At 64.6% G+C, this 6,151-nt stretch carries 2 protein-coding genes; both read right to left on the minus strand.

Translation table 11 applies throughout. The features are described 5' to 3' along the window. Nucleotides 1-1,476 (minus strand): condensation domain-containing protein (locus DID98_RS35180; protein WP_260428144.1); only part of this gene is annotated, 1,476 nt, incomplete at its 3' end. A gap of 10 nt (nucleotides 1,477-1,486) precedes the next feature. Further along, a complete protein-coding gene (locus tag DID98_RS35185; protein WP_185640933.1) occupies nucleotides 1,487-6,124 on the minus strand; it encodes a non-ribosomal peptide synthetase in 4,638 nt (1,545 codons plus the stop codon). Nucleotides 6,125-6,151 lie beyond the last annotated feature (27 nt).

A 6,151-nucleotide genomic window follows, 5' to 3' on the forward strand; every position in this document is an offset into this window, starting at 1 on the left:
CTCCGGCCGCTCCGCAGCCTGACGCTCGATCCGACGATGCACGCATTCCGCCTCCACCGCTCGTGCCGTATCGTTCCGCGCATCGAACCGTGCCCGCTCGTCTTCGCTCAGCATCGGCAGCCCGTCCACCCGCTTCGCCGAGGACGACACCATCCCCATCAGGATCCGCTTCCAGTGCCCGTATAGCCGCTCGATCGTCTCCGCCCGGTACAGGTCCGTGTTGTATTCGATTGCGCCGCCCGTCACCCGGCCCGTCTCGTCCTGCTCAAGGATCATCGTGAGTTCGAACTTCGCCGTCCCGTGCTCGCCCCTCAATTCGCCGAACGTCAGCCCCGACGGACTCACCGCCTCTTTCGGCGCATTCTGCAAGACGAACATCACCTGGAACAGCGGCGCGTGACTCAACTGCCGCACTTCCTGCAACGCCTCCACCAGATGCTCGAATGGCGCATCCTGGTGTGCGTAACCGCCCAGCGTCGTTTCCTTCACCCGCTCCAGCAACGCCTGCACCGACTCGTCGCCCGAGACGCGCGTACGCAAGACCAGCGTATTCACGAAACAGCCGATCAGCCCCTCCACCTCCGTCCGGTTCCGGTTCGCGATCGGTACCCCGACCACCACGTCATCCTGCCCGCTGTAGCGCGACAGCACTACCTTGAATGCCGCCAGCAAGGTCATGAACAACGTCACGCCATGACGACGGCTGAACGCCGACACGGCTTCCCCCTCCCCGCTGTCCATCTCGAAACGGTACATGGCTCCACGATGCGTCTGAATCGCAGGCCGCGGAAAATCCGTCGGCAGGTTCAGCGAATGCGGTGCGCCGCGCAATTGCTCACGCCAGTAATCCAGTTGCACCTTCAGCGCATCGCCCCGGCACCACTCCCGCTGCCAGTGCGCGAAATCCGCGTACTGGATCGGCAGCGGCGCCAGCGGCGACGGACGGCCCGCCGCGTATGCGTCGTACAACGCCGACAGCTCCCGCGCCATCACCCCCATCGACCAGCCGTCCGACACGATGTGATGCAGCGTCAGCAGCAGCACGTGCTCCGTCTCCGACAGCCTTAGCAGCGTGCTTCTCAACAACGGGCCACGGCTCAGGTCGAACGGCCGAGCGGCCTCCTCGTCGATATGGCCACGCAGGCGCATCGCGCGGTCCGCCTCGTTCGCTCCGCTCAGATCGATCCGCGCCAGCTCGCACGTACCGTGCTCCGCGATCCATTGCACCGGCTCGCCGCCCTCCGCAACGAAGGTCGTCCGCAGCGACTCGTGGCGCGACACCAGTTCCGCCAGCGCTCGCTCCAGCACCATCGCATCCAGCTTCCCGCCCAGACGCAGCGCGGACGACATGTTGTAGGTCGTGCTGCCGGGATCCAGCTGGTCGAGAAACCACATCCGGCGTTGCGAGAAGCTCGTCGGAAAGACATAGACGTCGTCGGCCGGGTCATTCAAGATCATCGTGTCGCAGTCGTTCATGTGGAAATCTTCAGCGCTCTGAGGAGACATCGTTCGTCACAGTCGCAACGCGTTTTCTATTCGCGCGCGAGACTGCCGCAATCGGCTGATCACGACGATGCGCAGATGCTTCGAGCAGTTCCATTTCAATTGCCTGCTGCTCGATCGTCGGCATCGTGAAAACGCTGCGTAACGGCAGGTCGATGTCGAACACATCACGAATTCGCGACACCAACTGCGTCGCCAGCAGCGAATGGCCACCTGCTTCGAAAAAATTGTCGCGCACGCCGATCCGCTCGTTTCCGAGCAGTTCGCACCAGATCGCGTGCAGCCGCACTTGGCGATCGCCGGACGGCGCGACATATTCGGCCTCCGTATCGATTCGCTCCGCGTCCGGCGACGGCAGTGCTCGACGGTCGACCTTGCCGTTCGTGTTCAGCGGCAGCGACGCCAGGGCCACGAACACCGACGGCACCATGTAGTCCGGCAGCAACTCGCGCAGCCCCGCCTTCAGTTCGCCCGACGACGGCAGCGACGCGCCCGCCACATAACCGATCAGCCGCGCACCGCTCGAATGTGCCGTGTCCACCACCACCACCGCCTCGTCGACACCCGGTTGCGTCAACAACGCCGCCTCGATTTCGCCCAACTCGATACGGAACCCGCGGATCTTCACCTGATGATCCGTCCGGCCCAGATACTCGATCTCGCCTTCCCTCGTATAGCGCGCCAGATCCCCGGTGCGATACATCCGCGCTCCTTCCTCCGCCGCGTATGGGTCCGGCACGAAGCGCTCCGCCGTCAGGTCCGGACGATTCACGTAACCTCGGCCCACCCCTACACCGCCCAGGTACAGCTCGCCCGGCACCCCTACCGGCACCGCGTTCAGCGCCTCGTCCAGAATGTAGGTTCGCGTATTCCGGATCGGCTTGCCGATCGGCACGCTCGTCAAGCCGTCCAGCCCGCCTTCCGGGGCACTCCACGCGGTCACGTCGATCGACACCTCGGTCGGTCCGTAAAGATTGTGAATCCGCGCATCGCACATGCGCCGCGCCTCCGCGAGTAGTGCCAACGGCAATGCCTCGCCGCTGCAGAACAGATGCTTCACGCTGTGCAACGACGCACGCGACGTGTACCGCACGAAAGCCGACAGCATCGACGGCACGAAATGGACCACCGTGATTCCATGGGCATCGATCAGCTCGCCCAGCCGCTCCGGATCCTTGTGCGCTTCCGGTTCCGCCATCACCAGCGTCGCGCCGCAACGCAGCGGCAAGAACACTTCCCACACCGACACGTCGAATGTGTAGGGCGTCTTTTGCAGGAAGCGGTCGGATGCGTTCAACCGATAGGTTTCCCGCATGCAGTCAAGCCGGTTGGCCGCACCCCGGTGCGACACCATCGCGCCCTTCGGCCGGCCGGTCGAGCCCGACGTGTAGATCACGTACGCCAGATTGTCGGGACCGCTGCATTCATCGGGATTGGTTGCCGGGCGGTCTTGCCACGCCGCCTGATCCGCGTCGAGGCACACGACGCGCCCGGTTTTCTCCCGCCATGCGGGCGGCAGTACATCGAGCAAATGCTGCTGGCTGAACAACATGGCCGGCGCCGCGTCGTCGAGCATGTACGCGAGCCGTTCCGCCGGATAGGTCGGGTCGAGCGGCACATACGCGCCGCCCGCCTTGAGAACCGCAAGCAGGCCGACGATCATCTCGAACGACCGCTCCATACAGATCCCCACCAGCACCTCGGGTCCGACGTTCCGCTCTCGCAAGTAATGCGCGAGGCGGTTCGCGCGTGCATTCAGCTCGCCGTATGTCAGCGCGCTGTCGCCGAAAACGACAGCAACGGCTTCAGGGGTCCGCGCGGCCGATTCCTCGATGAGTCGGTGCAGCGTACTTTCGAGCGGTGCCCGCTCGAGGGCCGTATCGTTCCATTCCACGAGCAAGCGTCGGCGTTCGTCCGCCTCGAGCAGGTCGAGCGTACCGACGGGCGCGTGCGGATCGGCGACGAGCACTTCGATCAGGTTGCACAGGTGACGCCCCATCTGCTCGACGGTGGCTGCGTCGAACAGATCCGTGTTGTACTCGAAGAAGCAGTTCAGCCCGCCGTCCGCCTCGGAGACAAACAGCGACATGTCGAACTTGGCCGTTCCGCTGTGGCTGTCCATTGCCTGCAGCGTGAGACCCGGCAGTTCCAACCGGGACATCGGCGTGTTCTGAAATACCAGCATGACCTGGATCAGCGGCGAATGGCTCATATGCCGCACCGGCTTGACGGCATCGACCACTTGCTCGAACGACACGTCCTGGTGTGCATATGCGTCGAGCGTCGTCGACCGGACCTGCTGCAACAACACGTCGAAACCCGCGCGTGGATCGATGTCCGAACGCAAAACCAGTGCATTGACGAAAAAGCCGATCAACGACTCGATTTCGGCGCGGTTCCGATTGGCGATCGACGTACCGATGCAGATGTCGCGTTGTCCGGAATAGCGTGACAACAGGACGTTGAGCGCCGCTGCCACGCTCATGAACAACGTGATTCCATATCGCCGCCCGAGCGCATGCAATCCAGCAACCGCGGCAGCCGGAATGACGAACGGCAAGGTGGCTCCGCGATAGGTCTGGATCGCCGGCCTGGGACGATCGGTCGGCAGTCTCAGCAGCGTCGGTGCATCGGCCAGACGGGCCACCCAATAATCGAGCTGCCGACGCAGCGTCGGACCGTTCAACCAGCGGCGCTGCCAGTGCGCGAAATCCGAGTACTGGATCGGCAGTTCAGGAAGTGGCGACGGCAACTGCTGAACGAAGGCGCCATAAAGTGCCGCCAACTCCTTCACCAGCACGCCGAGCGACCACCCATCGGAAATGATGTGGTGCATCGTCAGCAAGACGATATGCTCGGTCGGCGCGAGTCGCAGGAGGCGGGTACGCACGAGTGGCCCCACAGCCAGTGCGAATGGCGTTTGCGCCTCGTCCTGGACGAGCCAGCCGGCTCGCGCGTCGCGTTCGGCCAACGGCAACTCGCTCAGATCCGTCAGCGGGATCGGGATCTCCAGCGTCGGCGCGATGATCGGCAGCGGCGTGCCTTCGACCGTCGCGAAGCAGGTCCGAAGCGCCTCATGACGCCGCACGATCTCGTTGATCGCCTTGCCGAAGGCCACGACGTCGAGCGAACCGGTAAGACGCACCACGGTCATGAGGTTATTGAACGCGCTGTTCGTTTCCAGCTGCTCCATGAACCACAGTCGCTGCTGCGCGAACGACAATACCGGTGCCGCGTCACGCGGGACAGCGACGATCGGCTCTCCCTGCGTCAACGACTGCCGCCCGACCGCCTCGACCCGCTCCGCAAACTGCTCGACGGTCGGACATTCGAACAGCGCGCGCACCGGCAAGTCCACGTCGAGCCCTGCACGCACCCTCGAGATCGCTTGCGTCGCCAGCAGCGAATGACCGCCGAGTTCGAAGAAACTGTCGCGGACACCGACGGTATCGACGCCAAGCAGTTCGGCCCATATCTGCGCCAGCCGTGCCTCGAGCGGCGTACGCGGTGCCAGATACTCGGCCTCGCCTCGCCCGACGTCCGGGGCGGGAAGGGCCTTCCGGTCCAGTTTGCCGTTTGCCGTGAGCGGCAAACGCTCGAGCAGAACGAAATGGGCCGGTATCATATGGTCCGGCAGCACGGCGAGCAGCGTCGCGCGCAAGCTTGCCGGCGCGGGCACGGCCTGTCCATCGCGCACGACGAAGTATGCGATGAGACGACGATCGCCCGGGATGTCCTCGCGATCGGTGACGATGCAGTCGCTGATCTCGGGGCAGGCGCCCAGCGCCGCCTCGATTTCGCCCAGCTCGATGCGGAACCCGCGGATCTTCACCTGATGATCCGTCCGGCCCAGATACTCGATCTCGCCGTCGTCGGTGTAGCGCGCCAGATCCCCGGTGCGATACATCCGCGCCCCTTCCTCCGCCGCATACGGGTCCGGCATGAAGCGCTCCGCCGTCAGGTCCGGGCGATTCACGTAGCCGCGCCCCACCCCTGCGCCGCCCAGGTACAACTCGCCCGGCACCCCCACCGGCACCGCGTTCAGCGCCTCGTCCAGAATGTAAGTCCGCGTGTTCCAGATCGGCTTGCCGATCGGCACGCTCGTCAAGTCGTCCAGTCCACCTTCCGGGGCACTCCACGCGGTCACGTCGATCGACACCTCGGTCGGTCCGTAAAGATTGTGAATCCGCGCGTCGCACATGCGCTGCGTCTCCGCGAGCAGCGCCAACGGCAACGCCTCGCCGCTGCAGAACAGATGCTTCACGCTGCGCAACGACGCGGGCGATGCGTGCCGCACGAAAGCCGACAGCATCGACGGCACGAAATGGACCACCGTGATTCCATACGCATCGATCAGCTCGCCCAGACGCTCCGGATCCTTGTGCGCTTCCGGCTCCGCCATCACCAGCGTCGCGCCGCAACGCAACGGCAGGAACAGCTCCCATACCGACACGTCGAAGCTGTAAGGCGTCTTTTGCAGGAAGCGGTCGGATGCGTTCAACCGATAAGCATCGCGCATCCAGTCCAGGCGATTCGCCACGCCGCGGTGCGACACCATCGCGCCCTTCGGCCGGCCGGTCGAGCCCGACGTGTAGATCACGTACGCCAGGTTGTCCGGCATCGCATCGCTCGTCACGTCGGCCAGCGC

This window comes from Burkholderia sp. Bp8984 (assembly GCF_003853755.1).
Classification (GTDB): Bacteria; Pseudomonadota; Gammaproteobacteria; order Burkholderiales; family Burkholderiaceae; genus Burkholderia.